The sequence below is a fragment of the Leucobacter denitrificans genome, from assembly GCF_014396385.1.
In the GTDB taxonomy this organism is placed as follows: Bacteria; Actinomycetota; Actinomycetes; order Actinomycetales; family Microbacteriaceae; genus Leucobacter; species Leucobacter denitrificans.
Genome location: NZ_CP060716.1, coordinates 1,782,821 through 1,801,015, shown reverse-complemented (window position 1 = coordinate 1,801,015; position 18,195 = coordinate 1,782,821). Strand labels below are relative to the sequence as shown.

17 protein-coding genes are annotated in these 18,195 nt (G+C 61.6%); 7 read left to right on the top strand and 10 right to left on the bottom strand.

The window, feature by feature from the left end:
• The first annotated feature begins 3 nt into the window (after positions 1–3).
• Positions 4–489: a magnetosome magnetite crystal formation protein family gene (locus tag H9L06_RS08695; protein WP_187554811.1), complete on the top strand. Its 486-nt coding sequence runs from the start codon at positions 4–6 to the stop codon at positions 487–489.
• 48 nt (positions 490–537) lie between these two features.
• Here the strand turns inward: H9L06_RS08695 and H9L06_RS08690 are convergent, their stop codons facing one another.
• The 3 genes from H9L06_RS08690 to H9L06_RS08680 form a co-directional block, all read right to left on the bottom strand.
• Entirely contained in the window at positions 538–906 is a 369-nt protein-coding gene (locus tag H9L06_RS08690; RefSeq protein WP_246454345.1) for a TIGR02611 family protein, read from the bottom strand.
• Positions 907–991: 85 nt separating this feature from the next.
• Positions 992–1,708 carry a PDC sensor domain-containing protein gene (locus tag H9L06_RS08685; RefSeq protein WP_187554810.1) on the bottom strand — a complete coding sequence of 239 codons (717 nt, stop codon included), beginning with the start codon at positions 1,706–1,708 and terminating at the stop codon, positions 992–994.
• A complete protein-coding gene (locus H9L06_RS08680) occupies positions 1,698–2,543 on the bottom strand; it encodes a FadR/GntR family transcriptional regulator (RefSeq protein WP_187554809.1) in 846 nt (281 codons plus the stop codon). Before H9L06_RS08680 ends, H9L06_RS08685 begins: the two co-directional genes overlap by 11 nt.
• Positions 2,544–2,797: 254 nt before the next feature.
• On the opposite strand from H9L06_RS08680, the gene H9L06_RS08675 reads away from it, so the two are divergent.
• From H9L06_RS08675 to H9L06_RS08650, 6 genes are all read left to right on the top strand, one after another.
• Complete coding sequence (locus tag H9L06_RS08675; protein WP_187556449.1) at positions 2,798–3,859, top strand: ABC transporter ATP-binding protein; 1,062 nt, start codon at positions 2,798–2,800, stop codon at positions 3,857–3,859.
• 35 nt (positions 3,860–3,894) lie between these two features.
• Complete coding sequence (locus H9L06_RS08670) at positions 3,895–5,082, top strand: ABC transporter substrate-binding protein (protein ID WP_187556448.1); 1,188 nt, start codon at positions 3,895–3,897, stop codon at positions 5,080–5,082.
• A gap of 97 nt (positions 5,083–5,179) precedes the next feature.
• Entirely contained in the window at positions 5,180–6,064 is an 885-nt protein-coding gene (locus tag H9L06_RS08665) for an ABC transporter permease (RefSeq protein WP_187554808.1), read from the top strand.
• A 22-nt stretch (positions 6,065–6,086) separates the two neighbouring features.
• Positions 6,087–6,896, top strand: coding sequence for an ABC transporter permease (locus H9L06_RS08660; RefSeq protein ID WP_187554807.1), 810 nt, complete (start codon positions 6,087–6,089; stop codon positions 6,894–6,896).
• Between the two features lie 102 nt (positions 6,897–6,998).
• On the top strand, positions 6,999–8,735 hold the full coding sequence (locus H9L06_RS08655; protein WP_187554806.1) for a DHA2 family efflux MFS transporter permease subunit: 1,737 nt from the start codon (positions 6,999–7,001) through the stop codon (positions 8,733–8,735).
• A gap of 10 nt (positions 8,736–8,745) precedes the next feature.
• Positions 8,746–9,267 carry a MarR family winged helix-turn-helix transcriptional regulator gene (locus H9L06_RS08650; RefSeq protein ID WP_246454343.1) on the top strand — a complete coding sequence of 174 codons (522 nt, stop codon included), beginning with the start codon at positions 8,746–8,748 and terminating at the stop codon, positions 9,265–9,267.
• A gap of 15 nt (positions 9,268–9,282) precedes the next feature.
• Here H9L06_RS08650 and H9L06_RS08645 read toward each other — a convergent pair whose 3' ends face one another.
• The 7 genes from H9L06_RS08645 to H9L06_RS08615 form a co-directional block, all read right to left on the bottom strand.
• A complete protein-coding gene (locus tag H9L06_RS08645) occupies positions 9,283–9,978 on the bottom strand; it encodes an endonuclease/exonuclease/phosphatase family protein (RefSeq protein ID WP_187554804.1) in 696 nt (231 codons plus the stop codon).
• 120 nt (positions 9,979–10,098) lie between these two features.
• A complete protein-coding gene (locus H9L06_RS11620) occupies positions 10,099–11,238 on the bottom strand; it encodes an FHA domain-containing protein (protein ID WP_223165184.1) in 1,140 nt (379 codons plus the stop codon).
• Between the two features lie 570 nt (positions 11,239–11,808).
• Positions 11,809–12,453 carry a hypothetical protein gene (locus tag H9L06_RS08635; RefSeq protein WP_187554803.1) on the bottom strand — a complete coding sequence of 215 codons (645 nt, stop codon included), beginning with the start codon at positions 12,451–12,453 and terminating at the stop codon, positions 11,809–11,811.
• Positions 12,450–13,277 carry a PP2C family protein-serine/threonine phosphatase gene (locus H9L06_RS08630; protein WP_187554802.1) on the bottom strand — a complete coding sequence of 276 codons (828 nt, stop codon included), beginning with the start codon at positions 13,275–13,277 and terminating at the stop codon, positions 12,450–12,452. Before H9L06_RS08630 ends, H9L06_RS08635 begins: the two co-directional genes overlap by 4 nt.
• Complete coding sequence (locus H9L06_RS08625) at positions 13,274–15,805, bottom strand: transglutaminase domain-containing protein (RefSeq protein WP_187554801.1); 2,532 nt, start codon at positions 15,803–15,805, stop codon at positions 13,274–13,276. Before H9L06_RS08625 ends, H9L06_RS08630 begins: the two co-directional genes overlap by 4 nt.
• A complete protein-coding gene (locus tag H9L06_RS08620) occupies positions 15,802–17,166 on the bottom strand; it encodes a DUF58 domain-containing protein (RefSeq protein WP_187554800.1) in 1,365 nt (454 codons plus the stop codon). The genes H9L06_RS08625 and H9L06_RS08620 overlap by 4 nt, the downstream gene beginning before the upstream one ends.
• Complete coding sequence (locus H9L06_RS08615) at positions 17,163–18,164, bottom strand: AAA family ATPase (protein WP_187554799.1); 1,002 nt, start codon at positions 18,162–18,164, stop codon at positions 17,163–17,165. Before H9L06_RS08615 ends, H9L06_RS08620 begins: the two co-directional genes overlap by 4 nt.
• Positions 18,165–18,195 lie beyond the last annotated feature (31 nt).

Below are 18,195 nucleotides of genomic sequence, written 5' to 3'. Positions count from 1 at the left end.
TGAATGACTACGCTCCCACCCGAAGGTGAAGGCGCACCGAACCAACCGCAGCAGCCCGGTGGTCAGCAGCCACCGCAACAACCGCCTGCCGCGCCTCCTGGCCAGACTCCTCCGCCGCAGCAGCCTTCCTACGGCGCTCCGCAGCAGGTTCCGCCAGCTGACCCCGCGAGCAACCTCACGCTCAACTACTGGCTTTCGGTGTTCTTCCTCTGGATCCCGGCGCTCATTTTCTACATCATCGAGAAAGACAAGGGCAATCCGCAGGTTCGTGCGCTGCACGCAGCCAACCTGAACTTCGCCCTCCTCCGCACCGCGCTCGGCGTCGTTGGGTGGATCTTCGCGCTCATCCCGGTGATTGGGCCGCTCGTGCTCCTTATCGCTCACCTAGTGCTGTTCGTGTTCCACATCATTGCGGCTACCAAGGTCATCGAGACCTACCGTCGCGGTGGCGGCGATCCGTTTATCTTTAACGTTCCACTCATCAAGTAACACTGGTGAGACTGCGTGTGGCCCGGGCGACGCTCGGGCCATGCGTGTTTACGGCCGCGTTGCGTCGGCCTGGCGGATTGCTTCCTTCCGGGCTTCTCTGCTCTGCCGCCACGCACGCCAACGCTCCCAGAATCGCGCGAGCGCCCGCCGGAGCCAGCCAAGTAGACGCCTCGCCCAGTGATACTCAGACCCGAGCACGGTCAGGCCGATAAACACAACGAGCCAGCCGGGCCCCGGAAGCGGCACCATGATGAGGCCGAGCACCATGATGAGCACGCCTAAAGTTGTGACGAGTACACGGTAAACGATGTCGAGCCAGGGTCGCTTGCGAATCCAATGGCGCCAGCGCGCCATGAATTTCGCCACCGGTCGCGCGAGGCGACGGGCTTTATCGGCGTCATGTTCGGGTATCGTCACGCTTCCAGAGCGTACGGGATTTCGCTGAAAAAGACCCCGCAGGGGGCTCGAATCAGGGTGATTTCAGGGTCGCCTCAGGGTGCATTTACCGCGGTTGCACAAGCGCGAATGGGTAGCGTGTGGATCGCCCGATCAGCAACTGTGCGCTCGCATGGTCATCGTCAGCTATGCCAAAGTACCGGTCGCCGGTCTCGTGATCTGGATCCGTCGACACGACCACGCGTCCGTTCGAATTCACGAGAGCTGCGCCTTCAATACCCCTAATACTTGGCATGAGCAGTTCTTCGACCGTTGCGAGCAAGACGTCAGCGCACGCGACGCCAAGGAAACCCCTGTCGGTAATAAGCGGAACCGTCGAGGTAAGCGTGATCTCATTCGAGCAGAGGTAGTCAACAAAAGGGCCAGCCACGTGATGCTCGCCCGTCTGGCGAGGCACACGGTACCACTCGAGACGCTCGAGATCGATTGCTGCCTGACCCGGGCCGAACGTGGAAGACGCGAGCAGTTGTCTTTCCGGACCTTGCCACCACGCGAGCGGATTGCCACCGCTCACAAGCAAGTCGCTGCCACAAAACCCCGCGCCGTAGAGAGGTCGGTCGGCCGTATCAAGCACAGCATACGATCCACCTTCGACGAGCGACGCGAGCTGTGACCCGGTGATCTTGCTGTCGAGCGCCCCAAACAACTCGGCGAGTTCGGGCAGCCAGGCACGGAGCGGGGCAAACACACCGTCAAAAAAATCATCAACTACGGCGATACCCTCGGTCGCACTGATATCGACTTGCTTCACGTCAAGCGACATGACCCGCACCCCCTTCACGACTTCTCCGTCGAGCCTCAAGTGTGCCACGAACATCGCGTTCGCGCGAGAAGTTGTCTGGCGCAGAGGCAAGCAGGTCGTTGCGAAACTCGACCAGCCATTTCACTGATCCACGCACGCTTTCGCGCACTGCCGTTCTCGCTCCCTGAACATCGCCACGCTTCGTGGCCGCGATTTGTTCGATGAGGCCGTCGTGCGTGTGCATTCTGGCGTCATGGTCGAAGTCCTGCAGCGCGAGCAATGGAGTGAACTCCGTCTGTACTCGCACGTGTTCGGTCGTGAGTCGCACAGACTGACTCAAGGCTGCGAGCTCGAGTTGCACCTCGGTTACTCGCCTGCGCCAAGCGAATGCGGGAAGTTCTCGAGCAGCGTGCAGAATCTGTTCGACAATTTCGAGTTCCTCAGGCATCGCGCGCAAGCATGCGTACTCAGCACACGCAGCAGAGATTACTTCGTAGTGCACCCCGAGATCCGCGAGCTCCACTCGCGAACGCTCTACGAGCTCGAGTGCATTCACATCCTCAACCGCTGCCTGGCTTTGCCTCACGAAACTGCCGCCGTTTCGACCACGTCTTGTCTCAATGAGGCCGCGATAACGCAGTTCACTGAGCGCCTCACGCACGGTGAGCACGGCCACCCCTAGCAGCGCAGAGAGCTCGTTCTCACTGGGAAGTCGCTCGCCCTCAGTAAAGGCTCCGACAGAAATCGCCTGCACGAGTCTCGTGACAACCATGTCAGCTCGACCCTCTTCACCGATGGGCGCGAAGGCAGCGGTGCGCAGACGACTCGGCGATGCAGTGCTCGCTGGTGAGTTCACGAACACCTCCGATCTGTGTTGTTGCCACGACTCTGGGGTTTGTTCACTCGACAGATACCGAGCGAGTCATAGGCCCCCTCCGTAAAGCGTAACCAAAATGTAACGGCGAACTTGCGCGCTCGCTTAAAACCTATAATCTCATATGTTAAAGTTTCATGGTATTCACACCAACAACGAAGTTTGAGGAGCGAGCAATGACTCAGCCGTTCGACCTTGGTCGTTCGCGAGAACGCAAGAATGACGCCCACACGCAAATGCTCCAGTCTGCGAATGTCGCAGTCTCCGTAAACGGTGTCACCAAGCAGTTCGGTGACTTCACCGCAGTGAAAGATCTCGACATCGAGATCTACGAGGGTGAATTCTTCTCCATGCTCGGCCCCTCGGGCTCAGGCAAAACGACCGTGCTCCGCATGATCGCTGGGTTCGAGAACGTCACCGCCGGCAAGATCCTCCTCCACGGCGACGACGTAACCGCCGCTGCGCCCTTCGATCGCGAAGTAAATACGGTCTTTCAGGATTACGCGCTCTTCCCACACCTCACCATCGCCGAGAATGTGGCCTACGGACTGCGAGTGCGCGGCGTTTCAAAGACCGAGCGCAACCGTCTCGTTGGCGAGGCGCTCGAACAGGTGCAGCTCAGCGCCGTTGCGAGCCGCCAACCCTCGCAACTCTCGGGTGGGCAGCGGCAGCGCATTGCGCTCGCCCGCGCCCTTATCTTGCGACCGAAAGTGCTACTGCTCGATGAACCTCTCGGCGCACTCGATAAGCAGCTTCGCGAGCAGATGCAGATCGAACTCAAGCAGATTCAGCGCGAAGTTGGTATCACTTTCGTGTTCGTCACGCATGACCAGGAAGAGGCGCTTACGCTCTCAGACCGTGTTGCCGTCTTCAACAACGGCAAGATCGAGCAGGTCGGCAGCCCGCGCGAAGTCTACGAGTTTCCAGAGACCGAGTTTGTCGCTCGGTTCCTCGGCATCACGAATATCATCCCGTCCGCAACTGCAGCCCGTTTCTTCGGCTCGAGCGAGTTGCACAGCCTGAGGCCCGAGCGCGTCGAGCTCGCCGATCCTACGACTCCACTCGAGACCGATGAGATCGCCCTCGGCGGCACGATCGCCGAGATCGTGTACGCGGGCGCACATACCCGCTACCTCGTCGACGTCGAAGATGGTGTGCGGTACATCTCCGAGAAACAGAACCGCCACACCCCCCGCACCGAGGCGAGCCTGCGCCGCGGCGATACCGTCAGCCTCCGCTTCCAAAAGACACACGCAACCCCGATCCCCGGCACGCAACCCGTTTCGGCTGCCGCCTAAAGCCACCACCAAATCCATCATCCGAAGGAGTAATGATGAATAAGAAGATGCTCGCAGTGCCACTCGCTATGGCGGCGGCACTCGGCCTCGCTCTCACCGGCTGCGCAAGCGGTGACGGTGGGGCATCCGTCTCAGACGACGGCACATTGAAGATCGACGTGCCCGAGGTTCCCATGATCGAGGAGCTCGGCGATTTCGAGAACGAGGTGAACATTCTCGCCTGGTCGGGCTTCGTCGAGCCAGCTTGGGCTGATCAGTTCACCGCAGACACCGGCTGCACCGTTAACCGCAAGATCTTCGCGACCAGCGATGAGGCTGTGCAGCTCATGCGCACGGGTGAGTACGACCTCGTCTCGGCCTCGGGCGACGCGAGCCTCCGACTCATCGTCGACGGCAATGTGCAGCCACTCAACACCGAGCTCATCCCGAACTTCGGTGACGACATTGTGTCAGGCATGAAGGGTCAGCTCTATGACACCCTGAACGGCAACGTCTACGGTATCCCAATCGGCCGCGGCGCAAACATCCTTGAATACAACAGCGAAGTCGTCACTGATGAGCCCACAAGTTGGGACGTCGTGTGGGAGGCTGACAGCCCCTACGCCGGCAAGATTGCGGCCTACGACAGCCCGATCTACATCGCCGACGCTGCGATCTACCTCATGCACCACGAGCCAGATCTCGGCATTGAGAACCCGTACGCGCTCGACCAGGAGCAACTCGCTGCCGCCACCGACCTGCTCAAGCAGCAGAACGAGATGGTGTCTGAGTACTGGTCACCCGCCACGAACGTCACCTCGTTCACTGGCGGCAACTCGGTCGTTGGTACCTCGTGGGAGGTGCTGCGCAAGGCCACGCAGGACGAGAAATTCAAGAGCGTCTTGCCACAAGAGGGTTCGACCGGCTGGTCGGATGCTTGGATGCTCGCGGCAGAATCAGAGAGCCCGAACTGCGCCTACGCATGGATGGACTACACCAGCCAGCCAGACGTTAACGGAGCTATCGCAATGAACTTCGGCATGGCACCTGCCAACGCCGCATTCTGTGAGATGAGCGACGAGGCCAAGGAACACTGCGACTACTACAACGCAACCGACGAGGAGTACTTCGAGCAGGTGTGGTTCTGGACCACCCCAATTGATCAGTGCCTCGACGGCCGCACCGATATTCAGTGCACAAACTACCAGGACTGGACCAACGCCTGGGCGACCGTAAAGGGCTAGCTTCAAAGGCTGCCGCGCCGTGTGATGCGGGCGGGAGGTAAGAGACCTCCCGCCCGATCCACACCCACCCTCATTCACCACGTCAGCAAGGAACACCGTGAGTACGCAGACCGTTCGCGAACGCGCACCGAGGCCAATTTCGACGGCACTCTATCGGCACCCGAAGGGACGCCTCGCGTCACTTCTCACTCTGCCGATGGTCTGGCTTGTCGGCGTGTACATCTTGTCGCTCGCCATCATGCTCATTACGGCATTTTGGACGACCGACCCATTTACCTCACGCGTGAAGCCAGGCTTCACGCTCGAAAACTTCACTCAACTCATCACAGTGCCCGCGTACGCCATGACCGCGCTGCGCACCCTCGGCATTGCGCTTGCAGTCACCCTCATCTGCGCACTGTTCTCGATTCCACTCGCGGTCTTCATGTCGCAGGTCGCCGGACCAAAACTACGCGCCGTGCTCGCAATTCTCGTGACGCTGCCCCTCTGGGCGGGGTATCTCGTGAAGATCATCGGTATGCGCCTGGTTTGGACAGAAAACGGATTCTTTAACTGGGCCCTCGAGCCGCTGGGAATTCACGGACCCGGTCTCGGTGTACTTACGGTGATTTTCACGCTGGTGTACCTCTGGTTCCCGTACATGGCTATTCCGGTCTACTCCGCGATCTCCCAAATACCCGCGAACCTCTTCGACGCTTCATCCGACCTCGGGGCGCGCGGTTTCCGTACGATCCGCACCGTAGTCACACCGCTCTTGCTGCCCTCACTCATCGCCGGTTCAGTGTTCACGTTCTCGCTGAGCCTCGGTGACTTCATTGCCGCGATGTACGTCGGTGGATCAACACAGATGATCGGCAGCATCATCGCACAGAACATCAACCTGAACCCACCGCTCGCTGCTGCATTCTCGTTCGTGCCAATCGTGCTCGTGATCGCCTATCTCGCTGCCGTGCGCCGCACCGGTGCGCTCAACAACCTGTAAGTCTGAACCCAGGAGTTACGTCATGCTTCGCCTGAATCGCGGAACCAAGATCATTCTCAGCATCGTCACGCTTGTGGTGCTCGGGTTCATGTACATTCCGATGTTCGTCATCATCTCGAACTCATTCAACTCGGGGCGAGTATCGGGGTGGCCGATTGCCGGGTTCTCGCTCGAGTGGTGGGAGAAGGCGCTCGTCAACCCAGCGGTGCACGCCGCCGTGCTCAACTCGGTGATTGTCGCCTCCGTAGCAACCGCTTTTGCGCTGGTGCTCGGCACACTCGCGGCGTTCGCGCTGCAACGCTTTAACTTCTTTGGTCAGCACACGGTGAATCTGCTCATCGTGCTTCCGATCACCCTGCCCGGCATCGTAACCGGCGTGGCTCTATCCAATACGTACTACCAAGTACTCAAGCCGATGGGAATCAATGTTGGCTACTGGGGCATGATAATCGCGCACGCCACATTCTGTGTGGTCATGGTATTCAACAACGTGATCGCGCGTCTGCGCCGCATGAACCCGAACCTCGAAGAGGCTTCGGCAGACCTTGGTGCCGGTATTGGGCAGACATTCCGGCTCATCACCTTTCCGCAATTTCGCTCGGCGTTTATCGCGGGCGGCCTCCTGGCCTTCGCGCTGTCATTTGACGAGATCGTGGTGACGATCTTTACGGCCCCGCCGGGTGTTGAGACATTGCCATTGTGGATCATGAATCAGATGGCGCGGCCGAACGAAGTCAATCAGGTGAACGTGGTTGCGACTGTGATGATTCTGCTTTCGCTTATCCCGGTCTACTTCTCGCAGCGAGCGCAGCGCACGAGCGACGTGAAGTAGGTCAGACCGGTCCTAGTGTCGCGGGATCCGCATTAGTTGACATTGATCAACTAAACCTATATAGTTGACCGTCATCAACTATCGTAAGGATCCCACCACCGAATGAGCCGGAGCTCTCTCACCACCCCATCGGCACCAGCCAGCGGCGCACCACTTGTCGGTCGCGCACTGAACCTTGCCCTCGCAGGCCTGTTTCTCGCGAACTTCGTTTCTATGCTCGCGATGAATGTCGTCGGCACCTCGATGCCCATCATCATCGCTGACATCGGCGGAACACAGACCGCATTCACCTGGGTGGTGACGGCAACCATGCTCGCGAGCGCTATCGCTACGCCGATTTGGGGCAAGCTCGCAGACCTCACAAGCAAGAAGATGCTACTGCAGGTCGCGATCGTCATCTTCATCCTGGCTTCGGCTGCGGCTGGTTTTGCGCAAGATCCATCGTGGCTCATCACCTGCCGCGTATTCCAGGGCATCGGTGTAGGTGGCCTCGGTGCGCTCGCACAGATCATCCTCGCCGAGATTGTAAGCCCACTCGAGCGTGGCAAGTACATGGGCATCCTCGGTGCGATCATGGCAGTCGCGACTGTGGGTGGCCCCCTCCTCGGCGGTCTACTCACCGATACCGTCGGATGGCGCTGGAACTTCTACGTCGCAGCCCCGATCGCGCTCGTCGCAATCATCATGCTGCAGCGCACACTGCGCCTGCCGACGCTCAAGCGCAAGATTAAGATCGACTACTGGGGCACCGCCCTCATCTCGCTCGGCTTCTCAAGCATTCTCATTTGGGTGACGCTCGCTGGCACGAACTTCGAGTGGCTCTCGTGGCAGTCGTTCCTCATGGCGGGCGGCGGCGTCGTTGCGCTCGTCATCGCAGTCTTTGTCGAGCTCAAAGTCGAAGAGCCACTGATCCCAATGACACTCTTCAAGAACCGTACGTTCACCATGTCATCGATCGCGAGCGTCACCGTCGGCCTCGCGATGATGGCGACGATGGTCTACATCGGCCAGTACATGCAGCTCGCGCGCGGCCGCTCAGTCATCGAGGCGAGCCTGCTGTCGCTGCCAATGATGGCGGGCGTGCTCGTCTCATCGACTGTGGTCGGCCAAATCATCACGCGCACCGGCAAGTGGAAGCGTTACATGGTGAGCGGCGCGATCTCACTCTTCGTCGGCATCTTCATGCTTGGATGGATGCGATACGACACCAGCTACTGGTACATCGGTGTCGGGCTCGCTATCCTCGGCGTCGGCGTCGGCCTTACGATGCAGAATCTCGTTCTCGTCGTGCAGAACACGGTCGAGCCAACCGAGATGGGCACCTCGAGCGCAGCCGTCACCTTCTTCCGCACGGTCGGCGGAACCGCCGGCATTTCGGTCATGGGCGCGCTGCTCGCCACCCAGGTCATGGAGTACATGAACGAGGCGCTCGCGAAGCTCTCGCCGAAAGAACTCAAGGGCGCTGAGGCGCTTGCGGGTGGGCAGATTCCCAAAATTGCGGATCTCTCGGCCCCACTTCGCGATGCCGTAGAGTCTGCATACGGTCACGCGATCGGCAACATCTTCCTGTACGTGTCACCGGCGGCGCTGATTGCACTCATCGCAATCATTTTCATCCCGAACATCCCGCTGAGCACCAAGAGCAATGCTGAGCGCCTGCATGAACTGCGCAAGGCCGCCGAGAGCGACGATGTGGCGGGAATCGGCGCCGGGACCGACCTCGATGCTGAACTCGACGAACTCACGGCAGCAGAAGCTCCAGAGCAGCGCGTACTCGTCGACTTCACCGGCCCCATTGTGTTGCCGAATCGATCACCGGGCACCCCCACGGACCGCTAGTGTCATGAGCATGGGGGAAAACCAGACGAACGACGGCGACACGATCGCCGCGATCATCACCGAGTTCACCGAGGTGATGGCGTTCTCGCGCACGCGTTGGGCACGCTACGCAGAAGAGGTCGACATCGAACTCGGCCCGGTTGGCATGATGGTGCTGCAGATCATCGTGCGCAAGGGTCCACTCACGGCAACAGGTATCGGCCAGATGCTTGAAATGGACAAGTCAATCGTGAGCCGCCAGGTGGCCAAGATGAGAGAGCTCGAGCTCGTCGAATCGGTGGAAGCGCCTGAGGATCGCCGCGTGCAACTGCTCACGGCGAGCGATAAAGCACAGAAAATCTTTGGTCGCATTCGCGAGCAGTGGGCGAACTCATACCGCGAGCGCTTCGCTAACTGGTCTGAAGATGAGCTAGATCAGCTTCGTGAAGGGTTGCACCGCTTCAATGCGGCGACCGCCGATGTTCGACAGGACAGCCCGGCGGTGCGGTGCGCGAAGCACGCGAACGAGGCGAAAGAGACGAGCGAGGCCTAGTCTCTTGTCTGGCCTTTAGGCCGCGCGCGCCTCATTGATCTTTGGGGCGTGCGCAGCGGTCACCATGATCGGCATGTGATCGGAGCTGCCGCGGTCGAGGGTGCTCACCTGCGAGACCTTAAACCCGGTCGAGGTTACGAAGTCGTAGTGGCCGCGGAAGAAGAAGTATCGGTTGTAGGTGCTCTTGTCGCTACGCTTCAGCTGAAAGCCCTCGTCTTGCATCTTCTTCGCGAGACTCTTCTGAAACATTGGGTAGTTGTAGTCGCCCACCATGATCGTGGGGAGTCCCGACCCCAGGCCGCGCAGCTCGCTAATCGCCGAGTTGATCTGGGTTCGCCTGAGCGAGTTTGGCGCTGTGAGGGGTGCCGCGTGGAACGATGCCGCAATGAAGTCGGTCTCGGTCTCGTGGTCGTGGAGACGAGCACCAAGCAAACGCTCGTGTGCTGGAGCGAGCATCTTGTCGTGGAGCGACTTCTTCAACTCAAACGTGTGTGCTGACTTCACCTTGAAACGGTCAGAGTGCACATACATCGCGAGGCCGAGACGGTTCTTCTCGGTCGCGTGCACAAGTTTGAGCGGCCCAATGTGGGCCGGGAGTCCCGCAGACTTCGCCTCTTGTAGGCACAGCAGTTCAGCGTTGTGCTTCTTGACAAGATGTGCGAGTTCCCCCACAGCACGATGCTTGCGCAAGTTGTAACTAATCGTTCTCACTCGGTCAGCATACGTCTCAAACCCATCAGTTGGCTTAGAGTCGTCGAAGTGTTTCCGCGATGTTACTCAAATTGCTGGACAACCGATGTTTCTTCGCTTTCGTTATGCAGCGGCAGCAGTTTACGCTGCGCGGCGCAACCGTACCTCGAGCGTGCCGACGATGAGATGCTCACTCGCGAGCCTCTGGGTACCAGGCTCGACCTCGATCTGCACGCCCGCATCGTCGAACACAAAAACGCCGTTCGTCGAGTTGAGATCTTCGATTGTCCAAGCGTCGCTGGTGCGGCGAAGTCGCGCGTGTGATTTTGAGAGTGTGCGGGTCGGATCAGGAACCACAAGTACGTCTGATTCGCCGACCGCGGTGGGCCTGCGCCCGATAACGACATCATCACCGGGGAGGTCAAGCTCGCGCCCGTCAGGCAACTCGATGACCCAAGCCGCCTTGCGTGAGACCACTACCGTGCGATCGAGCTCGTCCTCTGAGGGGTCATGTGCGACCGAGGCAGGGGCTGCTGCAGGCTTCGGGATGGGTGGAGCGTATGTCGGAACCGTGGGCGGACCCTGCTTGGCACTTGGAACCGCGTGTCGCGCTGGAGCTTCGGGTGTTGCGTTTGCGGCCGGAGTACCAGGCACAACTGCGGGAGTTACGGGCTGCTCTGGAGACACGGGAGTAGCTGCGGGGGCCGCTGGGGCCGCTGGGTTGGCAGGAGCCGCTGGGGCTGCCGCTGGCGGCGCTCCGTTCTGAACTGGCGGCGCAGGTGGCATGAACGCTGGGAGCGGCGGCTTTGCCGCCGGTGGCTGAGCTACCGGCGGTTGGGCTGCAGGGGGCTGCAGCGCTGGAGGCTGCGCGGGTGCAGGCTGCGCTACCGGAGGCGCTGGCGGCACCTGTCCGTGAGGCTGCGGCTCGGGCCACGAGAACGGGCGAGCATTCTCGTTCGCTGCGAACAGTCGATCCATCGCGGGATTCTCTTCGTTCGCGAGACGCTCGAAGTTGCTATCGACTGTCTTACTCAGGCTCCACTGCTTATCGGCAGGAGGCGCCACTGGCGTATTTGGCTGCTGTTGAGCAGGCGCGCCAGGTGCGGGCGGCATTGCGGGCGCCGGTGGCATTTGGGGCTGAGCGGCGTTCGGTGCGGGAGACATTGTGGGAACCGGCGGCATAGCAAAGCCCTGCCCGGCCGGTTGTTGCGGTTGCGGCGACATCGGGGATTGGGGAGCCTGAGCCGCGTGAGGTGCCTGCTGCATTGGCTGCACCGGCACCTGCCCACCGTTCGTGTTGAGTAGCGGATATACCTGCCCATTCGGGCCGTACTCGACGAGACCGCGACCCGCGAAGGCGCCAGGTGCGCCCTGAGCGTTGCCTCCGCCAGACGTAGATCCATACCCGCGATCGCGCAGACGGGTACCGAGCAGCGTCGCCCACAGTGGCGGTATGAATGCCCCAAGACCGTCATTCCGGCACCCTCGTTGTGCTCGCTATTAATGCGGTGGATCGCAATGATCGACACAATGAGCACGACAATGCCCAGGCCGGGAATGAGGCCGAGCAGCACCATCCAACCTGGGAGGCCACCACGATCTATCAACCTCCACTGGTTCCAGACCGGGATCCACCCATGAGCCTTCGGCAAATCAAGGTAGGGAAAGAGGCGCGCAAGCGACCACAGGTACCAGACGTACAACGCGATCACAACGACCGACCAGATACCGACCATCGCGAAGACGGCTCCCCCAACACCCGGGTACGCAATGTCGCTGTTCATGTATTCCTCGTCTTTGTACCGTATACAGTCTTCAAGGCAGTTCCCCAGTGGTTCCGCCCGCTCAATTCTAAAAGAGTTCTCCCACGATCCACCACAGGCCGCACAACGTGACAACGATGACGCCGACCCCGCCGTACATTGCGATGCGCGAAAAGCGGCGATTCACCCGCGCTGTCGAGGGCAATGTGTCGCGGTCGACTGGATCGAGCGCGTAGCTTGCAGGGGGTGGGCCGATCCACCGTGCGAAATCTGTGCCCTCATTCTGCGGCACGAGTTCTTCAGGCCGCGCCCCATAAATCACCGGAATATCTGGACGCACCCCGCCGCGCGGCAGCGATGACTGTTTCTTGGGGAACGGTGATTCGGGCGCCCTGCGCTTCGGATCGAGCGGCCGCTTGAAGAGCAACTTCGCGAGGCTCGGCGGGATCTCAACCCCGTCGACGACCGGCCCGCTCGGAACCCCCGAATCGGTTTGCACGCCGCTCGCAACGACCGTTTTGTGGAGCGGTTCGCTGCCTGAGCGAGCATCGCCCGTTGATACAGCTACGGTTCTGTCAGAAAACTCTTCGTGCGTCACCACCACAGTGGCGTCGTCGTGAGTCGCGACTACCGTTGCGTCGTCGAACTCTTCTTCGGGCGCGATCTCTGCCTCGGACGCGTCCTCGTCAGGTTGATCCTTGCGGGGATCGCCGCTTTGTTTGTCAGGGTTCAACTCGTCGCACCTCCCAACACGGGTGGCCTGCGCCGCGGTACAGTCGCGGTGAGTGTGTCATCGTCGTACGTCTCGCCGATGGTGGATCGTTCGGGACCGAGGTGCCACGCAAGGCCTCCGGCCAGAATGTCAACGACGACAACGGTGATGTTGTCGCGGCCGCCAGCCTCGTTCGCCCGACGCACGAGCTCTGCAGCTACCGACTCAGCTCGGCCACCCATCGTGAGGGTCGCCCGCAATTCCTCACCGTCAATTTCGGTGGTGAGTCCGTCAGAACAGATAAGCAGCCGCGCACCTGTTTCGACAGGCAGCAGCCACGAGTCCGCGGTCGTATCGGCCGACCCCAGCGCCCGAGTTATCACGTTGCGCGGAACCCGCGTGCCGTCTGCCGCCGGGCCCACTTCGTCGCGAAGCGAGTGATCAACGGTGACCTGCTGCAGCTCTGCGCCACGATGCAGGTACACGCGCGAATCCCCGATGTTCACAACGAGCCAGTTCAGCTCGCCCTCGTTTTCGACGAGCACTGCGCCAGTAAACGTGCATCCGGCTCCGTGCGCGCGACCCTCTGCGACGTGCGCAACCGCGATGCGTGAAGCGTCGAGTGCTTCTGAGACCTCAACCACCGTTGAGGGCCTCCCTGGTGCGATCCGCTCAGAAAATGCGGCGACCGCGGCCTGGCTCGCAAGATCGCCCGCTTCGTGCCCACCCATGCCGTCGGCAACGATAAAGGCAGGTGACAGCGCGAGCGCAGTGTCTTCATTTACCTGGCGCTTGCGGCCGACATCGCTCACGACGGCCGCCTCAAGCTGCACGCCTTGCATCATCGCACTGTCCCCCTTGCGCCACGGCCGCGCGTTGCGCCGTGCTTCTTTCTTGTGAAGATTCCGCCGAACGATGCCAGTGAGAATCGGCTCGCGAGTCTCGACCAGAAACTCTGGGTCTTGCGTCGCTCTGCAATTTTCGCGTCGACCACTCCCCAAAGTGCTGTCGCGGTTTCAACCGTGATTCCCTCTCGAGAGTACACCGCCTGGTCCGTCGTCCATGCGATCCAGTCGCCGCCCGCGATACCAAGCGCTCGCATGCTCGCGTCTCTGCCGCCAATGCGGGGCAACACGGCGCCCGAATCACGGTAGGTGTCGAGCAGCTCATCCCAAGCACCGAGGGCTCGCACCTCGGGTGACGGATGCGAGCGGCGCTGCTTTGTTCTGATGCGCTTCACGACTGGAATGAATAGCGCGAGCATCGCAATGAGCAGCACTGCGAGCAGCAGCAGACCAGCGATTCGCAGCATCGGCCACAGTGCGCTCAGGCGGTCCTCCTCGTCATTTCCGGGATCGCCACCCTCCTGGTTGCTCATGCCCACAGGCTGGTCAGCCTCGGTTGCGTCTTGCTCTTCGGGCTGCGTCGGGAACTCGGGAAGCTGCTCACCCTTCTGCAGCATCGTTGGCGCGATATCGGTCTGCGGCGATACATCGATTGGCGCCCACACCCCGTCGGCCCCGCGCACCTCGATCCACGCAGCGACATTGATACCTGCGCACACCTCGGAGCATGCGGGAATACCCGGCACACCCGCCGCCTCGCCACCAAGTCTCACACCGACGACAACCCGCGATTCATACCCCATCGCTCTCGCGAGAAGTGCCGACGCGGCAGCGAACTGCTCGTCGTCTCCGATACCCGCGACGAGCATAGACTGATCGGCACCCTCGCCAGCCGCAACCTGCTGCTCGATGAGCTGTGCAAATAGGTCTTCAATGCGTGCCTGAGAGTGCCCGCCAGGGCTCGAAACGAAGCGCACCTGATCTTCGCCAAGTTCACTCAACCAGAGACCTTCGCCCTCACCCTCAGTGAGTGAGTGGCTGAGGTAACCCCGCTCCCGGAGCCGCTCGATCGCTTCGAGTAGTCCGTCATCGGTCGCTGGCAGTTCCTGAAGTTCGAGCCACCTTGCGAGTTGTGGCATGGTGTCGAGATCGATGAGCGGGTTCTCTGACACAGGCCCGCCGCCAAGCGACGCATCGGGTGCTGCGCTCATCGTCGCACGATATCCGTCACCCTCTCGCAGGCCCGAGGCGGTCGGCACAGCAACGGCACTGCCAGCATCGCGGTTGAGGTAGAAGCTGTCGCTGAGATCAGCGGCTCGCGAACCCGTGAACACGGGTGGCGCGGCGAGCGGCGCGGCAATCGGCACCCAAGCCTTCGAGTACCCCGCCTCGATCTGCACGGTGACCCGCTGCGGGTCGTCAATCTGACCACCGCTCGGGAATCTCGTGAAACGGCCCACCTGCTGTGGGTCGCCCACGGTGAAGTCAACGCCGTCGAATCCCGCAAGCACTGCAATGCGCAATCGTGACGGAAGCGTTCCGTCTTCACTCGATACCGTGAAGAGTGGTTCTTTGAGCGTCGCGTCCCGCTTCCACGAGCGATACGACGCGAGCGGGCTCACACCCTCACGCACCACAAGTTCGGGATCGATGCGGTCGCGCGGAACCGTGCGGGTCTCACCGGTCGCGACCGGGGCAACTACAAAAGCCAACGCAAGCGCAGCGACCACCGTCACCGTAGCAATGCCTCCGCGAACCAGCATGTTGCGGCGCACTGCACTTCTGCCTGATCGCGCCGTGGGCGCTCCCGGGAGTTGCACGGCGCCGGTAGACAGAGACGCATCTGCGAGACGGCCACGCTTAAGGGCGGCTCGTCGCTCACGCCCAGATGACCAGGCAACCCAGGCAACCGCGAACCCAAACGCACCGAGCCACACACCGAGTTCGCGCGGGGCACGAACGGTGATCCACCCGAGCGAGAGCGGCTCGCTGATTGCCGACGACCCAAAGACAGTGCCAAACACCACCGGTGCCACGATAAACAGCGCCGCTGCGGGGACTGAGCGACCACCCCTGAGCGTCAGCGCGACCGCTGCTGCAACCGAGACGTACACGACGGTCACAAAGGGCACGAGAACGGTCTGGTACGTGCCGACTGGGAGCGAAAGTGTGAGCAGTTGCTTCCACCCGAGCGCTACAGCGGCAAGGCCGTCTCCGAGGCCATTGAGCCAACCTGCCGGTCCCTGCGCGAGCGCGCTCGGCACGCCGAGAGGCACGAGCATGAGCGCGAACCCGACGGCGAGCGCGACCAGCGTGAGTGCGCCCCAGCGGAAACGGGCTCCCAGCCAGACAAGAACAGCCGCGAGTGCCGCGCTGCTCCCTGCCGCGATCCACAACCTGCCGGTCTCGTAGATCGGCATTGCAGACAGCACGCCGAATACAGCGATGATCAGCGTGATCGCTATCGATGCAAGAGTCAGTACGGGTCGAAACGGTTGGCCTGGTCTCGCCTTGCGTGCGGCGCTCATGCTTTGCCCCTGCGCATTTGCAGTTGCGGAAGATCGCCGAGCTGCCCAATCGTGAGCATCCAGGTGCTGTCGATGAAGTGCGCGGCTGGGTCGGCGAGCTGTTCACAGCGGATCGCGATGACCGCAACATCTGGCGGGAATGCGACGGCCGCGCGGCGGAGTCGGTTCGGGTCGACGTTCGACCCCGTGACAAGGGTCACGACTGAGAGCGGTCGCCTTGAATCGGCGAGCGCACGCGCGAGCGCTTCGATCGGCCTGGCCTCTTCGGCAGCCTCGAGTTCTGCCCAGCCATCAAGCAACTGCTGCGTCGTATCCGACGGTATCTCTTCGAGTCCGTCGATGCTCGCCCGCATGCGGCCGGGGTTCCAGGCCGAAGCAATGTACCGCTCCCTGCCCTCGCGCACCGCCTGCAGTGCGAGCGATGCAGCGACGCTCACACCGAGCTCAAACTCTTCATCACTCCCGTACTCGGCACGGTTCGCATCGAAGAGCACCGCAGTTCTCGCGGTCTGCGACTCTTCGTACTGGCGCACCATGAGGGTGCCCGTTTTCGCCGTCGACTTCCAGTGCACATGCCTGAGCGCGTCACCGTGCACGTATTCGCGCACGGCATGGAACGACAGGTCGGAATCGGTAAGCCGGCGACTTGCAGCACCCTCGAGGTCGCGCACCAAACCCGCCGACCCTGGCGGAAGCGCAACGGTCTGCGGGTGCACGTGCACGAGGTGCCGGTCGCGCCAGGTCACCTCGCGACGCAGAAGACTTAGTGGATCGCGTCTCGCGAGCGTTATGGGCCCAACCTCGACGACGCCCCGCTGATCCGCTGCGATGGTGAGCGGGATCGAAACCTCGCCGCGGCCCCCAATGAACGGCACCGCAATCTCACGGAGGGAATCACCGACCGGCAACTCAGCGGTTGCAGGTAGCGCCGGGCGAACGCCAGCGTTCTCAATATCGATGCTCAGGTGCACGCCGCCGCCAACGACGACGCGCAGGCGGTCGATGCTGAGCCTAATGAGGTACGCACGGTTGCCGATAAGAAACGGGAGCGCGATGAGCAGCAGCACCACTCCGGCGATCGCTACAAACCAGGCTTCGATCCATCCGAGTGATGCGCCGAGCACGATTGCGAGCAGGGTGAATGCGAGCACGAACCAGCCGGTCGGTGTGATCGTTTGTGTGGATCGGCGCCACGTGCGCTGCACCCGACGCCGGTTTCGCCGCCACCAACGACGCACCTTGCGGCGCTGCGTGCTGACTTTACTGGTCGACCCAGTATCGCCCCATCGCGTCGTTCCATACGTGCGGCTTCCTGTACCCGTACCCCAATCGGGGGCGCGGGAGGAGCTTTCGGTGTTCACGCGGTGCCATTCTCCTGCGGCACAGGGATGTCGAGGAGGATACGCCCGACGACATCGATCGCGGTGACGCCGTCGAACTCTGCCTCTGGCTCGAGCACGATTCGGTGCGCGAGCGTTGCGAGGGCGAGGTCGCGAATGTCATCTGGAATCACGTAGTGCCGCGCGTTCGCGGCGGCCCAAGCACTCGCAAGCTTCACGAGCGCGAGTGCTCCACGCACGCTCGCGCCGAGTCGCACGTCTGTTGCGCGCCTGGTCGCCTCAACGATGCGTACGGCATAGTCGGCGACAATTGGGCTCACGTGCACACGCTGCACGAGTTCTTGTGCCTGGGTGATCATCTCGGTCGTGACCACAGGCTTAATGACGGTCGCCGGGCCGCGCTCCCCCTGAAGGATGCGTGCCATTGCCGTGTCATCGGGGTAGCCGATTGACGTCTTGATCATGAAGCGATCAAGTTGCGCTTCGGGCAGCCGGTAGGTGCCCGCCTGCTCTACTGGGTTCTGCGTTGCGATCACAAGGAACGGCGAACCCGCGTCATGGGTTTTGCCGTCGACCGTGACGTGCCCCTCTTCCATAACCTCGAGCAGCGCCGACTGCGTCTTCGGACTTGCACGGTTGATCTCGTCGGCGAGCACGACGTTCGCGAAGATTGGCCCGGCGTGAAACTCAAAGACGCCGGCGCGCTGGTCGAACACCGAGATGCCGGTGACATCGCCGGGCAGCAGATCGGGAGTGAACTGAATGCGCGATGACGTGCCCTGGATCACCTGGCCGATTGCGCGGGCGAGCGCGGTCTTGCCTGTACCGGGAACATCTTCGAGCAGCACGTGCCCTCCGGCGAGCGCACTCGCGAGCACGAGCTCGATGACGCGACGCTTGCCGTGAATGACCTGCTCAATGGCTCCGGCACTCGCGCTGAACACCTGCGCGACCCACTGCGCCTGCTCCGCAGTGATCGCCTGTGACACTTCTTGAGTGGTGGTGGTTTCGGTCGTCATGGTTTCCTTCGCAAGTTGCGGTGGGTGGGTA

What these genes read in the sequence shown, in the direction of transcription:
- H9L06_RS08655 (WP_187554806.1), top strand. Translation starts at nt 6,999, where the DNA reads ATGAGCCGGAGCTCTCTCACCACCCCATCGGCACCAGCCAGCGGCGCA.
- H9L06_RS08675 (WP_187556449.1), top strand. Translation starts at nt 2,798, where the DNA reads ATGCTCCAGTCTGCGAATGTCGCAGTCTCCGTAAACGGTGTCACCAAG.
- H9L06_RS08695 (WP_187554811.1), top strand. Translation starts at nt 4, where the DNA reads ATGACTACGCTCCCACCCGAAGGTGAAGGCGCACCGAACCAACCGCAG.
- H9L06_RS08670 (WP_187556448.1), top strand. Translation starts at nt 3,895, where the DNA reads ATGAATAAGAAGATGCTCGCAGTGCCACTCGCTATGGCGGCGGCACTC.
- H9L06_RS08630 (WP_187554802.1), bottom strand. Translation starts at nt 13,277, where the DNA reads ATGATGCAAGGCGTGCAGCTTGAGGCGGCCGTCGTGAGCGATGTCGGC.
- H9L06_RS08615 (WP_187554799.1), bottom strand. Translation starts at nt 18,164, where the DNA reads ATGACGACCGAAACCACCACCACTCAAGAAGTGTCACAGGCGATCACT.
- H9L06_RS08650 (WP_246454343.1), top strand. Translation starts at nt 8,746, where the DNA reads ATGGGGGAAAACCAGACGAACGACGGCGACACGATCGCCGCGATCATC.
- H9L06_RS08685 (WP_187554810.1), bottom strand. Translation starts at nt 1,708, where the DNA reads ATGTCGCTTGACGTGAAGCAAGTCGATATCAGTGCGACCGAGGGTATC.
- H9L06_RS08660 (WP_187554807.1), top strand. Translation starts at nt 6,087, where the DNA reads ATGCTTCGCCTGAATCGCGGAACCAAGATCATTCTCAGCATCGTCACG.
- H9L06_RS08625 (WP_187554801.1), bottom strand. Translation starts at nt 15,805, where the DNA reads ATGAGCGCCGCACGCAAGGCGAGACCAGGCCAACCGTTTCGACCCGTA.